Source organism: Niastella sp. OAS944 (assembly GCA_024809215.1).
GTDB lineage: Bacteria > Bacteroidota > Bacteroidia > Chitinophagales > Chitinophagaceae > Niastella.
In genome coordinates this window covers 37,638-56,396 of sequence record JANUBW010000014.1, presented here as the reverse complement: position 1 = coordinate 56,396, position 18,759 = coordinate 37,638, and the positions used below count along the sequence as shown (strand labels likewise).

Here is an 18,759-nt window from a genome sequence, read left to right as displayed (position 1 = left end):
CCCAAATCGTATTTATTGTAGCCATTCGTTTATTACGGCCGCATCATACTCGGCTATGGCCGCGGGCGGGAGTTGATTATTATTTATGTTCCCTGCTTTGTCTATCAAAAATGTGCGGGGCAATTCATCTGCCTGATAGTCTTTGCAGATGGGAAGGTTGGTCCATCCCTTTGCTATTACATTAACACCGCCGATCTGTAGCTCGTCCACCTTTTTTCGCCATTTATTGGCATCTTCTTCAAAACAGATGTTCAGGAAAACGATGTTTTTGTCTTTATACTTTTCGTTGATGGCTGCACTATACTTCATAAAATCAATAATACAGGCGCCGCTGGTTACTGCCCAAAAGTCGAGATAAACCCATTTGCCTTTAAAGTCGGAAAGGGAAATTTTGTTGCCGCTCATATCTTCCAGGGTAAAATCAGGAGCCTGGTTGCCGTTCTTTAGTTTGGCGAATGACAGGTCCATTCTTTTTATCTTTTCCTTAATGGCGGCATCACGGCAAAGCGGTTTGTATTCGTCAGATAACCGGAGTGCATCATCAAAGGCCCCTTCGCGGTAAATATCCTTAATGTAGTTCATGATCAGCCAGTCCCTGATCTGTGGAATTTGAACTTCGCCAATGATCGTTTGGTAACGTGCCTGATGATTAACCGGGCGGGTACTGTCTGATTTTATATTTTTTGTAAAGCGCGGCTCTTTATTCTTAAAATTCAGCAGAAATGTGCGGTAGTGGTTCGATGCATAAAACAACGGTTCGTTGAGGGTAAGATATTCCTGTTCTGAAGGAATAAGGGACGCGAATTTGGTATAGAGTTCTTTACCAATTATTTTTTCATTGGGTTTTAGTGCGCACACCGGGTTATAACCAAGCCAATACGTAAGATGCCTGTAGTATATTTCCTGTATTGTTTCTTTAATATACGGCGAGGGCTGTTGAATTCGATGCAGAAAGTCTTTTAACTGCTGATTGTAAATTACATTCAGTAAACTGTCTGAACCTTTTTCGGCGGCAGCATTAATTTCCTCGAGCCGCCCTTCGAACAGGGCCGAATTGTCTATCACCGCTGTTATTTCTCTTTTTCGTTGCGCATTGTTCGATGTGAGGTTGTACGTCAAAAGCGATTCGTCGAGCGTAAGCTCTATGGTATCGCCGGGGGCCGCAGGAAAACGCAATTCCTGGCTTGCAAATGTAATTGTTACGTAGTTGCCTGTTCCTATGGTAATCTCCTGTTTGAAGAAGCCCTGATCGCTCACAAGCACTGAATCTGTGTTGTTTTGGAGCAAACCATCTACTGAAACGATGATGAAATCATTTACGGGGTGAAGTACTGTTCCTTTTATAACTGTATTTGTTTGGGCTATTCCGGAAAGCAATAATAGCTGCATGCCGGCAAGGAGCAGAAGGCATTGGGTACGCATATTTTCAATCAATTTAGGGGAATGCGATTGTGCATTTCGGATAAATAACGGAAATTTTTTACATATTCCCCCAGGAAATATGTGTTTTTATAACATTTAAAGTAAAAAAGCTTATTGTAAGTGTTAAAGACCGGCTTTAGTTCCATTTCCCAAAAAAATAATAACTTAATAGCTTAACACCGCTTTTTTCGGCATGCGCAAATGGTTACTGATATCATATGTGCTTTTAACGCATTCGATTGCACAGGGCCAGTCTGTGCCATTTTCCTTCCGCAACCTAAGTATCAATGAAGGCCTTTCGCAAAGCAGTGTAGTAGATATAGCCACCGATGAGGCCGGTTTTTTATGGCTGGCAACACAGGACGGCCTTAACCGCTACGATGGGCGCGAACTGGTGATCTTCAAAAAGAACTTCGACGATATTACCACCACAACCGGCAGCCGGTTGGGAAAGATCGTGAACGGACTGAATAATTCCCTATGGCTCATAACCAGTGGCGGGCGGTTGCAGAAGCTTAACCTGTATACCGATACGTTTACATCTGTTCGTATAATAGATACAATGGTGTTACCACCGGTTAGTTGTTTGTACCACGATCCTTCGAATATGCTTTGGGTAGGTACAGAAAGAAACGGTCTTTATTTATTTGATCTTACAGCTAATAAACTGATAAAACATTACGAAACAGGCCCTGTTCATTGCATTTTCAAAGACAGCCGGCAAAAGTTCTGGATCTTATCCGATCGTAAGTATGTTGTTATTTACAGAAAGCAGCTGCCGTATTTCGAAACTTCAGAAACCATAAATTTTGGTGCTTCGTGTAGCGCAATTGATGAGGGCAATGATCATAAGATGTGGATGGGTACTTATGGAAATGGGTTGTATGTAAAAAGAGACACACAGTTTGTTGCTTTCACTGGTTATGGTGGCCAAAACAGTTTGCCTGCCAACCTGGTAATTGAAACCGTAAAAGCCGATGGGGCCGGTCGAATTTGGGTGGGCACTTACGGCAATGGTTTGTATGTGATCGATGATGCCAAAGCCACCGTCAATCATTATGTGAATAATAAGGAAGATCCATTTGCCATCAGTTATAACGATGTGTTATCAATAAAGGAAGACAAACAGGGTGGCATTTGGATAGGCACTGATGGCGGTGGGGTAAGTCATTACGATAAACGCCTGAATAATTTCGCCCTGTTTACAAGTAACAATGTGCCCGATAAAGTTTCTATAGAACAGGTAAGGGCCATTACCACCGACCGGCAGGGTGGTGTTTGGATAGGCACCAGCAGCATGGGGCTCACTTTTGCCAACAGGCGAAGCAATACATTTAACACCTATCATTATCCACCGGCGCCCAAAGCTGCGGGTAACTATGACCGGGTAGTATCGTTGTACACCGATGCGCAGGACGATATTTGGGTTGGTACCCAGGGCAATGGTTTGCTTGTGGTTGATGCAGTTTCAAAAAAGGTAAAGACGCGCTTTTATCCCGATGGAGCCAATGCCCACCATATTCCTGATCACACCATTTGGTGTATGTTGCCGGCGCAAAACAACCAGGTATGGGCTGGTACCCGTAGCAGTGGTTTGTGTTTGATTGATAAACAAAAAGGACTGGTAAAGAATTATAATACCAATGATGAAGGTGATAATCGTACGCTTGAGAATAATGTACGCTCGCTTTCGCAGGTCAACGATTCAACGCTTTGTATTGGGTACGAAAAAAGGGGCATTCAGTTCCTGAATACCCGCACAGGTAATTTGTTTGTGCAGCCGAATGCAACCGTTGATAGTTTGATTGCCCTTGAAACTATTTTCAAATGCGTGTGGTTTCGTTATCCTTTATTGTGGATAGGTACGCTGGGGCGGGGAATGGTAGCGTACAATGTGAACACTGGTGAAACGAATGCCATAAATGATTTGCAGGGGTTGCCCAATAACACGGTGTATGGTATTTTGCCCGGTGAAGAAGATCATTTATGGTTGAGTACAAATAAAGGTATTTGCCGTTTTGATCCGCCTGTTGATCTAAAGACGATAAACCGTTCTAACTTCACGGTCTTTTTGGTTGAAGATGGTTTACAAAGTAATGAGTTCAATACCGGTGCTTATCATAGGTCCGCCGATGGTACATTGTTGTTTGGTGGCATCAACGGGCTTACGATCTTTCATCCTAAACAGGTAGCGCTGGCCAACCGACCGGCCCATGTGGTAATAACCCAGGCCATGGTGAATAATCAGCCGCTGGATAGTGATACAGGTATGGCTTATAAAAAGATATTGCATTTGCCGTACAGGCAAAACTCAGTTTCTTTTAATTTTTCGGCACTTGATTTTGTATCGCCCCGGCGGTTCAATTATTATTACAAACTTTCGGGGTATGATACCAGGTGGATAGATGCTGGAAATAGAAACTACGTAGCTTATACCAACCTGCCGCCGGGCCGTTATGTGTTTAAAGTAAAAGCTGCCCTGCATTTGCCAGATAATAGTGCGGTTACCGAACTTGTCATCATCATAGATCCGCCTTACTGGCGAACGGCCTGGTTCATTGCATTGTGCATACTGGTGTTGGTTGGGGTGTTGTATGCTATTTACCGCTACCGTATAAACGAGTTATTGCATTTGCAAAAGGTGCGCAACCGTATTGCTACCGATTTGCACGACGATATTGGTACCACCCTTACCAACATCAGTATCCTTTCTGAATTAAGTAAAAAGAACCTGCAGAAGGAAGAAGCCGGGACTTTTCTCGATCGCATTGCAGAGGAAGTCCATAATTCGAGCCAGGCGTTGGATGATATTGTATGGAGCATCAATACCAAGAACGACACCCTGGAGCAAACTGTAGCGCGCATGCGCCGGTATGCTGCTGAAGTATTTGATGCGGCAAATATTACCTATACGCTGCAGTTGGATGAGCAGTTTGAGAAGTATAAGCTCAATATGGAACAGCGGCGCGATTGTTTTTTGATCTTTAAAGAAACCATTAATAATATTTACAAACATGCGCATGCAAAACATGTTGAAATAAAGGTGTGGATCGAAAAAGGGCATTTACATATGATCATTCGCGACGATGGAAAGGGATTCGATACCACTACATCAACGCATCGTAATGGCATCAAGAATATTCATAACCGCATTGAAAAATGGAACGGGAAGATCGTTGTTGATTCGGTGCAGGGGCAGGGAACGGTGACTAAGGTCAATTTCCCACTGTCTTGATACCCCAAATGAGCTATATAATTTAATCATACAACCTAAGTACATTTGTATATGGCACCTAAGATCGTTTTATTTGAAGATAACGACCGTTTGCGTGAGTCGCTGGCCTATCTGCTCAAAATGAACGGGTACGATGTGGTGGGCGATTACAACCAGTGTTCCGATGCGGCCAATATTGCCAGGGTGTATACACCCGATGTGGTGCTGATGGATATTGATATGCCTGGTGATAATGGCATAAAAGGGGTGCGATGGATAAAGGAGGCGCGCCCGCAAACCTCGGTGATCATGTACACCGTATTTGAAGATGATGAAAAATTATTTGAATGTTTATGCGCCGGCGCCAATGGGTACCTGTTGAAGAAAACACCGCCGGCAAAATTGTTCGATGCTATACAGGAGGTGCTGGAGGGTGGGGCGCCCATGAGCCCGGTAATTGCCCGCAAGGTGTTAAATACGTTCCAGGTAAAAGAAACATCTAATAAGTATAATTTATCTCCCCGCGAAATAGAAGTGTTGCAATGGCTTATAAAGGGCTATAGCATCAAGATCATTGCAGCTGAAATGAACCTCGCATTCGATACTGTACGTTCACACCTGAAGAATATATATCAAAAACTGCATGTGAATTGTGGCAAGGAAGCTATTGCCAAGGCGCTGAGTGAGCGGATAGTTTAGTTAATGTGATAATTTGCTAATGTGATAATGTGATGATGAATACAGAATGGCAATCGGCGTAAAACGTGAAACGGCAAACGTGAAAGCCTAACATTCGGCCTCATAATTAATTGTAGATACTCTAAATGGGCATTCAGTAGTAATTTCAGGTGGCATCAGATTACATATTATACTGAACTATCGCGAGCCAATTTCACGTTTCACGTCTGCCGTTTTACGAAAAGAAAAAGCCTCCGTTATTCACGAAGGCTTCTTATATAACTACAGTTTCATTATTACAATTCCAACAACGCTTTCACCGGATCTTTTCCGAACAGTAACAATTCAGGATTTTCAAGCAGGTCTTTCACCCTTACCAGGAAGCTTACAGACTCGCGACCGTCGATAATGCGGTGGTCGTAGCTTAAAGCCAGGTACATCATGGGTTTAATAACTACCTGTCCGTTGATAGCCATGGGGCGCTCCTGAATTTTGTGCATGCCCAGGATGGCGCTTTGTGGCAGGTTGATGATAGGTGTGCTCATCAATGAACCAAACACACCACCATTGGTAATGGTAAAGGTTCCGCCGGTGAGCTCATCCATTGATAATTTGTTGTCTCTTGCTTTGCCAGCCAGCTCAATCACTTTTTTTTCAATATCGGCCATGCTCAGGCTTTCTACGTTGCGAATCACCGGTACGGTTAAACCACGTGGTGTAGAAACGGCAACAGAAATATCGGCATAGTCATGATAAACCAGTTGGTCGCCATCGATGTAGGCGTTTACTGCCGGCCATTCCTGTAAAGCAATGGCACAGGCTTTTGCAAAAAAGCTCATGAAACCGAGGTTTACACCATGGCTTTCTTTGAACTTGTCTTTATGCAGTTTGCGAATGTCCATGATGCGGCTCATATCAACCTCGTTAAAGGTAGTGAGCATGGCAGTGGTATTCTTAGCTTCTACCAGGCGGCGGCTGATGGTTTTGCGCAGCTGGCTCATTTTCTCTCTTCTTTCCTCACGGCTGAACAGTGGTTTGCCGCCAGTTACTTTGCCAGGGTTCGATAATGCTGCCAGCACATCGCTTTTCACGATCTTGCTGTTAACACCGCTGGGGGTAACCGATTTGGGGTCTACTTTTTTGTCGGCAATGATCGCTGCTGCAACCGGTGTAGCTTTAATATCGTTCGATACTGCTGTTACCGGAGCTTGCGATGTTTGAGCAGCGGCTGTTTCTTTTTTAGGTTCCGCTTTCTCTTCTTTCGCCGGCGTTCCGTTGGAGCCTGCTGCTTTTTCTGGTTTGGCGGCTGTTTCATCAATAGATGCCAGAATATCGCCGATCTTAAGGGTGTCACCCTCCTGGGCCGATTGTTTCAGCACGCCTGCCTGTTCGGCATTTACTTCAAAAGTGGCTTTTTCGCTTTCCAGCTCAGCTATCACTTCATCACGTTCCACATAATCTCCGCTGTTCTTTACCCATTTTAATAAAGTAACCTCGCTAATGGATTCTCCAACTGTTGGAACTTTTATATCTATCATAAAAAACGTTTCTTGTTTAACGTGTTAAGTCTGGCAGTCGTCGTTAGTTTGTTGGCCTTATATTGAAAAGGCAGTATCGATGATCTCAGCTTGTTCCTGTGTATGTACTTTAGCATAACCGGTGGCGGTAGCAGCGCTTGGCTGGCGGCTGATAACACCATAGTTAATGCTCTTCAGGTTCATTTGTAAGAAAGAAGCGGCACCCATGTTCAGCGGCTCTTCCTGTACCCAGAACCAGGTTGCTTTATTGTATTTGGCATACAAAGCTTCCAGTTGTTTAACAGGTAAAGGATATAACTGTTCAAGCCTTACAATGGCGGTATCTTTCTTGTTCTCTTTTTGCTGGCGTTCTGCGAGGTCGAAGTATACTTTACCGCTACAGAATAAAACTTTTCTTACGCGGCTTGCATCATCTGCATACGTATCATCGATCACTTCCTTAAAGCCGCCGTTAATGAATTCCTGTGCCGGTGAATAAGTTCCAATGTGGCGCAGGTTGGCTTTTGGTGCAAAGTTGATCAGCGGCTTGCGGAAAGGCCATGCCAGCTGACGGCGCAGTGCGTGGAAGAAGTTGGCGGCCGTAGTGATGTTGGTGATCACCATATTGTTTTCGGCGCACATTTGTAAGAAGCGTTCCATACGGGCGCTGCTATGCTCAGGACCTTGTCCTTCATAACCGTGCGGTAACAACATGGTTACGCCGTTCATGCGTTGCCATTTTTGTTCGCCGGCCGAAATGAACTGGTCTATCATGGTTTGGGCTCCGTTACAGAAGTCGCCAAACTGGGCCTCCCATAATACCAGGGCGTCGGGGTTGGCCATTGCATAACCATATTCAAAGCCCAGTACACCATATTCACTTAACAGTGAATTGTATATTCTGAACAAACCTTTTGCGTCGGGGATGGCGCTTAACCTGCTGTATGCTTTGTCGTTGTTCTCATCGCGTAAAACAGCATGGCGGTGCGAGAAGGTACCACGGCGAACGTCCTGTCCGCTCATGCGTACATCTTTTCCTTCAAGCAACAGGCTGCCGTAGGCCAGCAGTTCTCCGGTTGCCCAGTCGATCTTATTCTCGTCCTTATATAATTTTACTTTATCGTTGATGATCTTTTCTACCTTTTTCAATGGCTTGAAGTCGGCAGGCCATTTCATCAGGGCGTCGAACACCTTTTTGAAATCGCCTTCGCTTACAGCGGTAACAGGTGATTTGTCGAAGTCTTCGTCGGTAGACTGACGCAGGTTCTTCCACGCAATTTCCGGCTGTTGATAATGGTAAGGCAGTGGTTTCTGCTTTATTTCATCGAGGCGTTCCTGAAGGTCGCCCCAGAATTTCTTCTCCATTTCTTTTGCCAGGTCTTTGGCGTCAGATTCACCATGCTCCAACAGGTAGTTGGTATACACTTCACGCGGGTTGGCGTGTTTTTCGATCAGTGCATACAGGTGAGGCTGGGTGAATTTTGGATCATCGCCTTCATTGTGACCGTGTTTACGGTAACAAACCATGTCAATGAACACATCTGAGTTGAACTCCTGACGGTAGCGGGTAGCTATTTCAACACATTTAACTACTGCTTCGGCATCGTCGCCATTTACGTGCAGTACAGGCGCCTGTATCATAGCTGCGAGTGAAGTACAGTAGTCAGAGCTGCGGGCGTCTTCAAAATCGGTAGTGAATCCAATTTGGTTGTTGATCACGAAGTGAATGGTACCGCCGGTATAGTAACCGTCGAGGTCGCTCATTTGCAGTACTTCGTATACCACACCCTGGCCTGCTACTGAAGCGTCGCCATGGATGAGGATGGGTAATATTTTGTCGAAATCGCTATTGTACAGTACATCGGCTTTAGCGCGGGCAAAACCAACCACAACCGGGTCAACCGCTTCGAGGTGCGAAGGGTTGGGCAACAGTTTCAGGTGAATGGTCTTTCCATCGGCTGTTTGCACTTCACTGCCATAGCCTTTGTGGTATTTAACGTCGCCGCTACCCATGGTTTGGTCGGGTGTTGCGGTTCCTTCAAACTCAGTGAAGATCTGCTCATAGGTTTTGCCCATGATGTTGGCCAATACGTTCAGGCGGCCGCGGTGAGCCATACCGATCACTACTTCCTGCACGTCGTTATTGGCGGCGGTGGTAATGATCTCGTCAAGAGCGGCTATAGTGGTTTCGCCACCTTCAAGCGAGAAACGTTTTTGACCAATATATTTGGTGTGGAGGAATTTTTCGAAGATAACACCCTGGTTAAGTTTTTCCAGAATGCGTTTTTTCTTGTTGATGGCCAGCGATTTGGTGAAGTTGCGCTCCATTTCGTTGGTAAGCCAGTCAACCTTCTTTTGATCGCTGATGTACTTGAACTCGATACCTACATGCGATGCATAAGTTTTTTGCAGGTGCTCAAGGATCTTGCGCAGGGTAGTGGTACCCAGCCCAATCATATTGCCGGCATGAACGGTTTTGTCGAGGTCAGCCTCAGTAAAACCATAAAAGCCCAGGTCCAGGTTGGCACCACGGTCTTTACGCTGGCGGATGGGGTTTGTTTTCGCGATCAAATGGCCCTTATTGCGGTAGCCCAGAATAAGGCGGTAGGCGCCTACTTCTTTTTTCCAGTCGATACTATCGGCGGAGGCGCCGGTTGTTTCGGTAGCTACTGCGGTTCCGTTTGTCCCATTTTTGCCTTGTCCCACGGCAAAGTCAAATCCTTCAAAAAATTTTTTAAGGTCGGGATCAACGCTGTTCGGGTCTTGTAAGAAATCCTGATACAGGTTTTCAATAAAGGCCGGGTGGGAATTGGTGATATACGAAAAATCCTTCATGAGGATGCAATTGAAACTTAAAGTGTATTGAGTTATTTAAAATCGGGGTACAAATATCGGTCAAAAACGGTAGGAATAGAACTCAAATTATCTGAATTTGTGTTTTTTGACCTCATTTGTGAAAAGAGCCGGCTAAAACCTGCAATGGGCGGGCATTCTATGGTAAATTGGTGGAAAAAAGAAGTGTTAATGAATTGTTTTTCATACCTTGATGAGCCGGAGGAATTTTTTTCTGGTTTTATTTTTCATTTTATGGTGCAAATCCCTACCTTTGCATCCCCGAAAATTATTCGGGTCCTTTAAATTTTCGTAAAGAAATGGCAAATCATAAAGCTACCAAAAAAGACGTGCGTCAAGCCGCTAAAAGACGTGAAAGAAATAAGTATTATGGTAAAACTACCCGTAATGCTATTCGTGATCTGAAAGCTATTAAGACTGGCGCTGAAGCTACGAAAGAGTTTCCTGAAGTAGCTTCTATGATCGACAAATTAGCTAAAAGAGGTATTATCCACAGAAATAAGGCGGCTAACCTCAAAAGTAAGCTGGCTAAGAAGGTTAATGCCTTAGCGAAATAAGCGTATAATATTATTATTTTTTTTGTTTTTTTCCTCCCGTTTGCGCGGGAGGTTTTTTTATTTGAAGTAAGGTCTCCTTTTGAAGGAGGCATTCCGGTAAAGACATGCTTAGTTGATATTATACGACTGTTACAGGTTGCATGTTGCAGGTATTCCGGACTCGCTATTACCTTGTCACCGGTTGCCGGTTGCCAGGGAATATAAATGTAATTTCTCCATCTTGCAATCCTGAACACGAGACCTGAAACCCTTTTATCGCGAATACCGGAAAAAAGCCATGCAACCTGTAACTTGAAACCTGCAACAGTTCCTTCAGTAGTTATACCTGCCTTTTCCTGGCACCCGGTACCTGATACCCGGTAACTTCTCCGTATATTTAAGTTCCAACAGTCACATTATGAGAATATTGCTTCTGGTTTTATTCCCTCTTTCCCTCTTCAGCCAAAGTATTTCAACCAAATTTGAACAAACCCAGGGTAAGGAAACGCCCACCTACCAGGAAATTATTACCTGGTGGAAAATGATGGACGCCCGGTTCGCCACCATAAAAATGCAAACCATGGGGCCGTCCGATGCCGGCTTTCCCCTGCACCTGGTAGTAGTATCAAACGACGGCGATTTCGATATGGCCAGCCTGCGCCGGAAAAACAAACGCATCATACTTATTAATAATGGTATACATCCCGGCGAACCCGATGGTATCGACGCCAGCATGTTACTGGTGCGCGATATTGCCACCCGCAAAACAAAGCTGCCCGATAATGTGATACTGGCCATTATTCCGGTATATAATATTGGCGGATGTTTGAGCCGCAGTCCCTGGTACCGGGCCGATCAGAACGGGCCGGCTGAATTTGGTTCCCGCGGCAATTCCCAGAACCTCGACCTTAACCGCGATTTTATAAAATGCGATTCCAGAGAGGCCCGCTCCTTTGCCGCCATCTTTCACCAGTGCGATCCTGATATATTTATAGATAATCATGTGAGCAATGGGGCCGATTACCAACATGTAATGACCCTGCTTACCACCCAATACAGCAAACTGGGTGGGGTAATGGGTAATTACCTGCATACTGAGTTTGAACCGGCTTTATATAAATTGATGAAAGAAAAAGGGTACGACCTGGTGCCCTATGTTGATTTTGCCGGTAATACCCCCGAAGCTGGTATGACGGCTTATTTCGACGGCCCGCGGTACAGCAGCGGTTATGCCACCTTGTGGCACAGCTTTGCCTTTGTGCCCGAAACCCATATGTTGAAACCTTATGCCCAACGGGTGGCAGCCACCCAGGCTTTTATGGAATCGATGATTGCTTTTGCCACTAAGAACAGCGCCGTTATTCACCAGTTGCGCGAGCAAACCAAACAAAGTGTACAACAACAACCCAGCTTTGCGGTTAGCTGGAAGCTCGATACCACCCAGGTTGACCAGGTTCTGTTCAAAGGTTATGAAGCGGGGCATAAACCAAGCGAGGTATCGGGGCTGCCACGGTTGTATTATGACCGTAGTAAACCGTATGAAAAACAGATCAGGTATTTTAATTATTATGCCCCCCGCCTTGCTATTAATAAACCGGTAGGGTATATCATTCCACAGGGTTGGTACAAGGTGATCGACTTGCTAAAGCTCAATAAAGTGAATATGCAGTCACTGGCAAAGGATACCAGTATTGAGGTGGAGATTTACCGCATCGATGATTATAAGACCATGGCGCGTCAGTTTGAGATGCATCATGTAAATACCGATGTAACGGTGAGTAGCCGAAAACAGGTAATACATTTCAGAAAAGGCGATTATTATATTCCGCTTAATCAACCGGCCAACCGGTTTTTGGTTGAGGTGTTGGAACCGCAGGGCGATGACTCCTATTTCGCCTGGAATTATTTCGATGGTATTTTGGGCAGAAAAGAAGGGTATAGTGCCTATGCGTTTGAAGACCTGGCAGCACAATACCTTAATGAACATCCTGATGTTAGGCAACAGTTGAACGCTCGTAAAGCAAGCGATACGGCCTTTGCCAAAAGTGCTTCGGCCCAACTGGATTTTGTTTATAAAAACTCGCCTTATTTTGAACCGGAGTATTTACGTTATCCGGTGTATAGAGTTGTTAGGTAGGAGAGGGGCATTTGAGGTTATTAAAACTTCAAATGCCTTACTGTTAACCCATCGTTGATGAGCTGTTTCAGCGAATCTATTCCAATGCGAACATGGCGTTCAACAAAATTGGCAGTCACTTTTTTGTCGCTTTCTTCGGTTTTTACTCCTTCAGGGATCATGGGCGAGTCGCTAACCAGCAACAGGGCGCCGGTAGGGATCTTATTATAAAAACCTACCGAAAAAATGGTGGCTGTTTCCATGTCTATGGCCATGGCGCGGATCTTTTGCAGATATTCTTTGAAATGTTCATCATGTTCCCAAACCCGGCGGTTGGTTGAATACACGGTGCCGGTCCAGTAATCGACTCCATAGTCGCGAATGGTGGTAGAAACAGCTTTTTGTAGGGCGAATGCCGGCAGGGCGGGCACTTCGGGTGGAAAGTAGTCATTGGAAGTACCTTCACCGCGAATAGCTGCAATGGGTAAAATAAGGTCGCCGATATTGTTGCGCTTTTTCAAACCACCGCATTTGCCCAGGAACAAGGTGGCTTTTGGCTCAATAGCCGTTAAAAGGTCCATAACGGTAGCCGCAGTAGGGCTGCCCATACCAAAATTAATAATGGTAATGTTTTCTGCAGTGGCGCATTGCATGGGCCGGTCGATGCCGATAATGGGAACATTGTTCCATTCGGCAAACATTTTCACGTAACCGCTGAAGTTGGTGAGGAGGATGTATTCACCGAAATTTTCCAGGGTTTCGCCTGTGTAGCGGGGTAGCCAGTTTTTGACTATTTCTTCTTTTGTTTTCATCTTCTATTCTGTTTAATTGGATCAATCGTTATCCCGGTTGGGGGAGTTGCCGTGAGGGTAAACTGGTTATAATACCTGGCCGGTCAGTTGCGATGATTTAAGATAGTCAATAAATTTCGTTTATTTTAAGCAAACCGGGTTGTTTTTTAGTTACGGATAGTAGTTTTGACATTATGATCAGGATCGAATATCCCCGCTTCCCGTTTCGCATGAAAGAGGAAGAAGGGAAAGAGTTTATTTTTGATGAGCATCGTCGCCAGTGGTTAAGGCTTACCTCCGAAGAATGGGTACGGCAGAATTTTCTGCAATATTTATTACAGGTAATGAAGTATCCCGCTTCTCTTACCGCCGTTGAAAGGGAGATCAGGCTGGGGGAGTTAAGAAAACGGTTCGATATACTGGTATATGATAAACAACATCAGCCCTGGCTAATGGTTGAATGCAAGGGAATGGAAATAGCATTAAATGATGCTGTGTTACAACAGGTGCTACGGTATAACATAGCCGTTCCCGTGCCCTACCTGGTGATCACCAACGGTTCTTCCTGTTTTGCTTATATTAGAAAAAATAACCAGCTGCAACTGCTTGAGGTATTGCCGGAATTTGGAATTTAAGTTGTTGTTAACGATTTAATGCTTTTTTTAGCTTAACCAACAACCTGTTTATGGATAAAGCTATCCATGAGAAGATCGAAGAATTAACCCGGCGAATACAACAACTGGCGCAGCAACAAACAACCATCAGCAACCAGTTGGTGCAGTTGATCAATGAGCTCGACATCCTGAAACAACAGGTAAGCATCACCACTACTGTTACGCCGCAACCGGTAGAAAGGGCAATGGAAGTGATTCCATCACCCGTGCCACCAAAATTGGCAGCACCTCCATTACCGCCCCGCACATCCTCTTCCTTCGAAGAATTTATTGGAAAGAATGTTGCCAGTAAAGTAGGTATACTGGTTACCATTGTAGGTATATTTATTGGCGCCAAATACGCCATCGATCATGAATTAGTAAGTCCGCTGGTACGGGTTATTAACGGATACGTTTGTGGTACCGCATTAATTGGGGTTGCCATTTGGCTAAAGAAGAAATACGAGGCTTATAGCAGTGTGCTAATGGGGGGCGGACTGGCTGTATTATATTTCATTACCTACATAGCTTTCGGTTTTTATGATATGCTGCCCTTAGAGGTGGCTTTTGCCATGATGATGGCGTTTACCGCCGGTACTGTATATGCGGCCTTGTTATACGACCGGGTTATTATCGCCCACCTGGCATTGATAGGCGCCTATGCCATTCCATTTTTACTAAGCGACAACTCAGGCCGCTATGCCGTGTTCTTTGGTTATATAGCTGTGATCAATACCGGTATACTGATTGTATCGTTACGCAAACACTGGAAATCGCTGTTCTATTCATCCTTTGCGCTTACCTGGATCATTTATATCACCTGGTTCTTTTTCAGTTTTCGATACAGTTCGCACCAATTTATAGCCTGGACTTATTTATGTATTTACTTCCTTGTTTTTTATACAACCTTTCTGGCTTATAAGATCATTAAGAAAGAACAATACGGCATCGACGACGTAATTGTACTTTTAGGTAATGCATTTATCTTTTATTTGGTTGGGTATAAATTGGTTGGTTATGAAACGGCCACCAACTATGCCGGCTTGTTTACGATCATTAATGCCATCATTCATTTAGGTGTGAGCCAGGCTATAAGGAGGTTGAAGCTGGCCGACAGATCGTTGTACTTTCTGTTACTTGGCCTGGTGATCGTATTTTGTACAATAGCGGTGCCGGTGCAGCTGGATGGCAACTGGGTTACGCTGTTATGGACCGCCGAAGCAGTACTGGTATTTTGGATAGGCCGTACAAAGCAGGCTTCTGCTTATGAGAAACTGGGTGCTGGTTTATCGATCCTGAGTTTTATAAGCCTGGTGCAGGATTGGTTCAATCATGCTGATCAATTCACTTACCCCGATGCGGGTGCAGTGCATCCTTTTATCAATATCGTGTTTGCTACCGGAATATTGGTAGCCGCAGCACAAGCGGCCATCATCTATTACAACCGAAGTAAAAAGTATCAATCGGCACTGAGTGCCATAAGTTCTTACCTGCTATTTTATAATTACATCCTCCCGGGTATATTTCTGTTTACCCTTTACTTTGTTTTTCAGGTTGAAATAAACGGCTGTTTTCTGCAGGTAAATAAATCAATACACCCAGCCATCAGTGGGTATAGCTTTCTCGACAGCGGCGTTGGCGCTTTTGGGTTTGTTGTTCTAATGATTTACTCAATGTTGTTTATAACAGGTTGTATGTGGGTTAACCTGCAATGGGTTCGCAATAAGATACTGGCAACATTTTCAACAACCGCTATTGTGTTAATGATGGTTGTATTACTTTTTCAGGTATTGGAGATATTGAATGATTTAACAATTAGCTATTTCAACAAAGGTGATGCTTATTTTGGTGCGCTGGAGTTTGCGATCAGGTATGTAATAATTGCCGTAGTAGCCATTTTATTATACACCGGCAGGCGAACCATACATGCATTTATAACCGATGAATGGGTGCAAAAGGGTTGGCCGCTGATGGTGCACACGGTTACGCTGGCTTTTTTAAGTACAGAATATCTGTGTTGGACAACAGTAAGAGGTTCAGATAATCAGTATAAATTAGGGTTGAGTATTTTATGGGGGTTGTATGCTATGATGCTGGTGGTGCTGGGTATAAGGAAAAAACAAAAGCACCTGCGCCTGGCAGGTATTGCTTTGTTTATGGTAACATTAATAAAGCTCTTTCTGTACGATTTGGCCGGCGCCGGCACCATTACCAAAACGGTTTCATTTATTTCGCTTGGTGTTCTGTTGCTGGTGGTATCGTTCCTGTACAATAAGTATAAGGATGTGTTGTTTGGTGAGGGGGACAAATAAAATATAATTTAAAAACAAAATCCCATCCGTCTTTTACAACGAATGGGATTTTCTATTTTAAAAGCTTTATTTGAACTACTATGGGAATATCCCCAGCTCAGCATAGCTGGTGCCCACCTTATTGATGGCTACCACGTAAGCGGCTGTACGCATATCGGGGATCTGTGGATTTTTCTTCCATACTTCCATGATCTCGCGGGTGGCGGTGATCATAGTTTCTTCCAAACCACTGCGTACCAGGTCAACTTCTTCAGGCCCGTGAAGGATCAGTTCTTTTTCCTTGCTCTCTACCTTTTTACCGGTAAGGTCTTCAATTTGTCCCAGTATATGTGTGTTCAGGTTTTCTGTAAAGCGTTTTTCCATGCGGCCATAACGCACATGGCTAAGGTTCTTCAGCCATTCAAAGTACGATACGGTTACACCGCCGGCATTAAGATACATATCAGGCACAACCAGAATACCTCTTTTTGCAAAGTTTTCGTCGGCTTCAGGTGTAAGCGGTCCGTTGGCGGCTTCACCAATGATCTTAGCTTTTACATTTGGTGCATTTTGTCCGTTGATCACATTCTCCAATGCTGCAGGGATCAGGATATCGCACTCCATTTCCAGTGCATCGGTGTTCTTGGCAAAATTGGTGCTGCCGGGGAAGTTCAAAAGTGAACCTTTTGTTTTCCGGTGCTCAACTACTTTGTCTACATCCAATCCGTCCATATTGTAAATAGCGCCTTCGTATTCACTTAAGCCTACGATCTTGGCGCCATGTTCCTGAAAGAATTTGGCAGTATGGTAACCCACATTACCCAATCCCTGAACCACTACGCGTTTGCCTTCTACACCAACTGGTAAACCGAGTTTATCCATTACGTCTTTCATTGACAGTACTTCACGTAAGCCAAAGAAAACGCCGAGGCCGGTTGCTTCGCGACGACCGCGAACACCACCTTGTGTAACGGGTTTTCCGGTTACGCAACCCAGTCCATCAATTTCGCCGGGGCGCATGCTGGTATAGGTATCAACGATCCAGGCCATTTCGCGCTCGCCTGTACCATAATCAGGAGCAGGTACATCTATGCCGGGGCCAATAAAATTCTTTTTAATTAATTCTGAGGTATAGCGCCTGGTGATCTTTTCCAGTTCGTAGGGCGTATACTTTTTAGGGTCAATGGTGATACCGCCTTTGGCGCCGGCAAACGGAACGTTTACGATAGCGCATTTGTAGGTCATAAGGGCGGCCAATGCCATTACTTCATCGAGGTTAACCGAAAGGGCAAAACGAATACCGCCTTTACAAGGCAATTTGTGATGCGAGTGTTGTACGCGATAAGCTTTAATAACTTCTACCTTATCGCCGATCTTAACGGGGAAATGCATGCGGTAAACGGCATTGCATTGTTTGATCTGTTCCAGGATACCGGGATCCCAGGTAGTGAATTGGGCGGCTTTGTCGAAACTCTTCTCCACCGCGCCAAAAAAACTGTAATCTGACATGACTAAGCTGTTTTTGTTTATGTTTTGAGCAGTATATGACAAGCTAGTAATAAATGGTTAGCAGTTAGCGGGGCTCATGTTGCACCCACAGCTGCCAATCATTTGCATCGTTAAATAGTTAAGAGCTTTGTTTCTCGATCATAGATATTTTTCTGTCGAGCCGGATTACATACAGGAATAAACCAACCAGTATGGTTATGGCAACCGCCATTACAACATATATCTTGTTACCTGCCGCTAAACCGGTAGGTGTTGGCGCTACATGGTTTGCAGAATCCTGGGCCTTTGCCAGTAATTGGACAAATAAAACGATCAGGGTTACAATTAGTTGCTTCATACTAAAAATTATACGGAATGTTTTTTCTCTTCTATTATTCGTACACGTAGTCTTAGGGTGGTGATCCAGGCACCTAACAGCAGCCAGCCCAATACCGCGGGCCAGAAAACAAGTCTCAGTTTTGCATCAAGGCTGTTGCCGCCCATGCCCGGGTTGCCTTCGGAACCCTGACCACCGGGGTGCAATGATTCAGTTAACCGGGGTAAAATGAGGATCATGGGTATGTAAATAAAATAAGCGAATATGTTATAAACCCCGGCTACCCTTGCTCTTTTGTCAAGATCGGGCATTGAATTACGTAATACAAAATAGGCTACATAAATAAGAAGGGCTATGGCCGCTCCAATTTGTTTGGGGTCGTTGCTCCAGGCTGCACCCCAGGTATAATTAGCCCAAATGGCACCAGTGATAAGTCCCAGTACGCCGAAAACAGTTCCCGTACGGGCAAACTCAGTGGCGTAAATGTCGTAAGTGGGATTGGGTTTGCGTAAATACATTATAGAATAAACCAGGGAGATAGTAATAAGCCCTAATTGAGCGAACCACATAGGCACATGAAAGAAGAAATTGCGCATGCTTTCATACAGGTTGCTGTTTAAATAAGCTGTTTCGTATGGAAGCGGAACTAAAAATCCTGCAATGAAGGTGTATATCAGTAATACGATACTTAGTATTTTCCACCAGTACTGGCGCATAGAGTCCTGTAGTTTGTTGAATGATTATTGGTACCCAAAAGTGATCGTTTGACCCAATAATCCTAAATAGGTGGGGCAAAATTAGGGGAAAAGAGAGTATAACAAAGGGAGAATGTCGTTTGCAGGTAAGTTATGTGAATGAATTGT

At 44.5% G+C, this 18,759-nt stretch carries 13 protein-coding genes; 6 read left to right on the top strand and 7 right to left on the bottom strand.

Annotated elements, in window-relative coordinates; genetic code table 11:
* Positions 1-12 precede the first annotated feature (12 nt).
* Positions 13-1,422 (bottom strand): TlpA family protein disulfide reductase, encoded by a 1,410-nt coding sequence (locus GGD38_RS35560; protein ID WP_375303588.1) that lies wholly within the window; start codon positions 1,420-1,422, stop codon positions 13-15.
* Positions 1,423-1,615: 193 nt separating this feature from the next.
* Between GGD38_RS35560 and GGD38_RS35555 the strand changes: the two genes are divergently transcribed.
* Together GGD38_RS35555 and GGD38_RS35550 are read left to right on the top strand one after the other, a co-directional pair.
* Positions 1,616-4,657, top strand: a complete 3,042-nt coding sequence (locus GGD38_RS35555; RefSeq protein WP_375303587.1) for a two-component regulator propeller domain-containing protein — start codon at positions 1,616-1,618, stop codon at positions 4,655-4,657.
* A gap of 51 nt (positions 4,658-4,708) precedes the next feature.
* The gene (locus GGD38_RS35550; RefSeq protein ID WP_375303586.1) at positions 4,709-5,335 is read left to right on the top strand and encodes a response regulator; all 627 of its coding nucleotides are present in this window, start codon (positions 4,709-4,711) and stop codon (positions 5,333-5,335) included.
* 275 nt (positions 5,336-5,610) lie between these two features.
* Here GGD38_RS35550 and odhB read toward each other — a convergent pair whose 3' ends face one another.
* Complete coding sequence (gene odhB / locus GGD38_RS35545) at positions 5,611-6,852, bottom strand: 2-oxoglutarate dehydrogenase complex dihydrolipoyllysine-residue succinyltransferase (protein ID WP_375303585.1); 1,242 nt, start codon at positions 6,850-6,852, stop codon at positions 5,611-5,613.
* 57 nt (positions 6,853-6,909) lie between these two features.
* Entirely contained in the window at positions 6,910-9,666 is a 2,757-nt protein-coding gene (locus tag GGD38_RS35540; RefSeq protein WP_375303584.1) for a 2-oxoglutarate dehydrogenase E1 component, read from the bottom strand.
* A gap of 317 nt (positions 9,667-9,983) precedes the next feature.
* Between GGD38_RS35540 and rpsT the strand changes: the two genes are divergently transcribed.
* Both rpsT and GGD38_RS35530 read left to right on the top strand, forming a co-directional pair.
* Positions 9,984-10,241 (top strand): 30S ribosomal protein S20, encoded by a 258-nt coding sequence (gene rpsT, locus GGD38_RS35535; RefSeq protein ID WP_375303583.1) that lies wholly within the window; start codon positions 9,984-9,986, stop codon positions 10,239-10,241.
* A gap of 397 nt (positions 10,242-10,638) precedes the next feature.
* Positions 10,639-12,357, top strand: a complete 1,719-nt coding sequence (locus tag GGD38_RS35530; protein ID WP_375303582.1) for a M14 family metallopeptidase — start codon at positions 10,639-10,641, stop codon at positions 12,355-12,357.
* A 20-nt stretch (positions 12,358-12,377) separates the two neighbouring features.
* Here the strand turns inward: GGD38_RS35530 and GGD38_RS35525 are convergent, their stop codons facing one another.
* Complete coding sequence (locus GGD38_RS35525; RefSeq protein ID WP_375303581.1) at positions 12,378-13,148, bottom strand: AMP nucleosidase; 771 nt, start codon at positions 13,146-13,148, stop codon at positions 12,378-12,380.
* Between the two features lie 173 nt (positions 13,149-13,321).
* On the opposite strand from GGD38_RS35525, the gene GGD38_RS35520 reads away from it, so the two are divergent.
* Positions 13,322-13,762 (top strand): type I restriction enzyme HsdR N-terminal domain-containing protein, encoded by a 441-nt coding sequence (locus GGD38_RS35520; RefSeq protein ID WP_375303580.1) that lies wholly within the window; start codon positions 13,322-13,324, stop codon positions 13,760-13,762.
* Between the two features lie 50 nt (positions 13,763-13,812).
* Positions 13,813-16,092 (top strand): DUF2339 domain-containing protein, encoded by a 2,280-nt coding sequence (locus GGD38_RS35515; protein WP_375303579.1) that lies wholly within the window; start codon positions 13,813-13,815, stop codon positions 16,090-16,092.
* A gap of 78 nt (positions 16,093-16,170) precedes the next feature.
* Here the strand turns inward: GGD38_RS35515 and GGD38_RS35510 are convergent, their stop codons facing one another.
* From GGD38_RS35510 to ccsA, 3 genes are all read right to left on the bottom strand, one after another.
* On the bottom strand, positions 16,171-17,580 hold the full coding sequence (locus GGD38_RS35510) for a Glu/Leu/Phe/Val dehydrogenase (protein ID WP_375303578.1): 1,410 nt from the start codon (positions 17,578-17,580) through the stop codon (positions 16,171-16,173).
* Positions 17,581-17,698: 118 nt separating this feature from the next.
* The gene (locus GGD38_RS35505; protein WP_375303577.1) at positions 17,699-17,917 is read right to left on the bottom strand and encodes a CcmD family protein; all 219 of its coding nucleotides are present in this window, start codon (positions 17,915-17,917) and stop codon (positions 17,699-17,701) included.
* A gap of 8 nt (positions 17,918-17,925) precedes the next feature.
* The gene (gene ccsA, locus GGD38_RS35500) at positions 17,926-18,612 is read right to left on the bottom strand and encodes a cytochrome c biogenesis protein CcsA (protein WP_375303576.1); all 687 of its coding nucleotides are present in this window, start codon (positions 18,610-18,612) and stop codon (positions 17,926-17,928) included.
* Positions 18,613-18,759 lie beyond the last annotated feature (147 nt).

Coding starts and splice junctions, on each gene's coding strand:
- GGD38_RS35560 (WP_375303588.1), bottom strand. CDS start 1,422: ATGCGTACCCAATGCCTTCTGCTCCTTGCCGGCATGCAGCTATTATTG.
- GGD38_RS35555 (WP_375303587.1), top strand. CDS start 1,616: ATGCGCAAATGGTTACTGATATCATATGTGCTTTTAACGCATTCGATT.
- GGD38_RS35550 (WP_375303586.1), top strand. CDS start 4,709: ATGGCACCTAAGATCGTTTTATTTGAAGATAACGACCGTTTGCGTGAG.
- odhB (WP_375303585.1), bottom strand. CDS start 6,852: ATGATAGATATAAAAGTTCCAACAGTTGGAGAATCCATTAGCGAGGTT.
- GGD38_RS35540 (WP_375303584.1), bottom strand. CDS start 9,666: ATGAAGGATTTTTCGTATATCACCAATTCCCACCCGGCCTTTATTGAA.
- rpsT (WP_375303583.1), top strand. CDS start 9,984: ATGGCAAATCATAAAGCTACCAAAAAAGACGTGCGTCAAGCCGCTAAA.
- GGD38_RS35530 (WP_375303582.1), top strand. CDS start 10,639: ATGAGAATATTGCTTCTGGTTTTATTCCCTCTTTCCCTCTTCAGCCAA.
- GGD38_RS35525 (WP_375303581.1), bottom strand. CDS start 13,148: ATGAAAACAAAAGAAGAAATAGTCAAAAACTGGCTACCCCGCTACACA.
- GGD38_RS35520 (WP_375303580.1), top strand. CDS start 13,322: ATGATCAGGATCGAATATCCCCGCTTCCCGTTTCGCATGAAAGAGGAA.
- GGD38_RS35515 (WP_375303579.1), top strand. CDS start 13,813: ATGGATAAAGCTATCCATGAGAAGATCGAAGAATTAACCCGGCGAATA.
- GGD38_RS35510 (WP_375303578.1), bottom strand. CDS start 17,580: ATGTCAGATTACAGTTTTTTTGGCGCGGTGGAGAAGAGTTTCGACAAA.
- GGD38_RS35505 (WP_375303577.1), bottom strand. CDS start 17,917: ATGAAGCAACTAATTGTAACCCTGATCGTTTTATTTGTCCAATTACTG.
- ccsA (WP_375303576.1), bottom strand. CDS start 18,612: ATGCGCCAGTACTGGTGGAAAATACTAAGTATCGTATTACTGATATAC.